2 protein-coding genes and 1 pseudogene are annotated in these 1,960 nt (G+C 33.2%); all 3 read left to right on the top strand.

Annotation, left to right across the window (positions count from 1 at the left end):
* Positions 1–649 (top strand): annotated as a pseudogene (locus LS69_RS09920) (hypothetical protein); the annotation flags it as partial.
* A gap of 8 nt (positions 650–657) precedes the next feature.
* Complete coding sequence (locus LS69_RS09915; RefSeq protein WP_138124643.1) at positions 658–1,419, top strand: hypothetical protein; 762 nt, start codon at positions 658–660, stop codon at positions 1,417–1,419.
* Positions 1,416–1,688 (top strand): hypothetical protein, encoded by a 273-nt coding sequence (locus LS69_RS09910; RefSeq protein WP_138124641.1) that lies wholly within the window; start codon positions 1,416–1,418, stop codon positions 1,686–1,688. Before LS69_RS09915 ends, LS69_RS09910 begins: the two co-directional genes overlap by 4 nt.
* Positions 1,689–1,960: the final 272 nt, after the last annotated feature.

Below are 1,960 nucleotides of genomic sequence, written 5' to 3'. Positions count from 1 at the left end.
TCCACAACCACCAAAGATAGAATCCCAAAATGAGATTCCTCCTAATGTGATAAGAATAGAAACACAAGATGGGAGTGGGGAGTTTATAGAGATAGAGTTTGATGAAGATGTTGATGAAATAGAAAAGCAAGTTGAATTTGATGAACAAATGGAGCAAGAATTAGAGGAATTTATGGGAGTTTATTCTGACAAAATTGCAGATGGGAGTGATTTTCTAAGTCAATATAATTCAAACAACAATGAGGCAAAAAGTGATATTATTGCTATTCCAAGATTTATAAGGATTCCAAGACCCAATCAATTTCATAGAGGCGCGAAGCGATTTCCAAAAGCCCCAAAATATGCCAAAAACAAAAAAGATGTCATAAGGATAGTTAGAGGGTTGGATAAAGAGGGATATAAAAATGTGTGGAAAGCCAAAAGTTTAAAACATTTAAAGGAGATTTGGGAGAGACTAACAAAATATGCCATTAGACTAACAGATAAAAGCATGAAGAAAACAGGTGAGCAAATAGAAAGGACACGGCTAAAAGATGGCACAAATATAAACTTTAGAGCAAATTCTAGGAGTGGGCAAGAAGGCAAAAGTGGCAATGAGACGATTGACATTAAATTGAATACCAAGACAAAATGGAAAATCCATTATTAAGCGAAAGAATGAAAAGACTAAAATTAATTTATGGCATAGGACATCAAGTTTTTAGTAAGCCGCAAGGAATCGGCTATGATAGAGATGAAATCGTGGAAGAGGATTTGTTGGGTTGTTTTCTAGCAATCAATCCACAGGCTACAAAAACTGATATTTTAGAATTGTTTGAATATATGTTGATGTGTATGATATGCGATAAAGAATCCCATGAATCTGATGAAATTTTTTGGTTTCCTCTTGCGCATAGGATTTGCTACCAAACGATGAGATTTGAACTCAATAAACCCATGCCAAGTTTTGAAAGTGCTTATTTTGAAATATTAGGCGAATTATTTTTAGCGGATTATGTGGATTTTATAGCAGAAGAATCTCAGATTACCCACCTTTCTAAACAAAAAGAAGACAAATACCAAGCGTGGATATATTTTAGGGATAATTTTCTCTATCAAGGTGCGTTTTATAGAGATGATGAGGAAGATATTTTTATCGTAGATGGCAAAGAATATACAAAAGAGAATTGCCCAAAAATTGTAAAAGAAAATGATAAAAAGGTAACCTATATGGGTTATAGCACAATGTATTCTCCTACCTCTTGGGATACTCCCAAATATTGGTCGCAATATAATATTTGGGTTGCAAGAACCCCCAAAGGCACTAAATACTATAACGAAATCCTAGCTCCAAGATTCTATAATAAATACAAAGATTTAGAAGTAGAGATTGATAATAAAGGCAATATTATAAGATGGATTGGAGAGATTAATAGATGAATGGGATTCTGCATGGCTTAACATCTCAAATCTTAAGGGATTTTGCAGGGTTTATGCAAACTAATCCAAGTGCAAATATAGATATGGGTTGTTTGCTGGTTAGAAGAATCATTGATAGACTAGAGAATCCAACCATTGAAACAATCGGCACACTCTATAATTCTTTAGCAAAAGAGAGAATCTCAAATTATGGGAGGATTTTGTTGCATTATTATGAAAATAAAAGTTGGCTACATGCGGAAGTTAGCGACGAAAAAGGGTCGCAATAATGCTATTTTTTATTCTCTTGTCTAGTATATTTGTTATAACAATTTTTGCTCTCTTTGCTATCAAAAACAAAATGAAATTGTTCTTTTCTTGTGTTGCCATTATGCAAACTCACTTCATCTCTCCTAAGTTTAATAAGAATGGGTTTGAATGTGTAGAATCCCATTCATCTATTAATCTCTCCAATCCATCTTATAATATTGCCTTTATTATCAATCTCTACTTCTAAATCTTTGTATTTATTATAGAATCTTGGAGCTAGGATTTCGTTGAA

This window comes from Helicobacter sp. MIT 05-5294 (assembly GCF_000765675.1).
In the GTDB taxonomy this organism is placed as follows: Bacteria; Campylobacterota; Campylobacteria; order Campylobacterales; family Helicobacteraceae; genus Helicobacter_D.
This window is presented reverse-complemented; position numbering and strand designations above follow the sequence as displayed.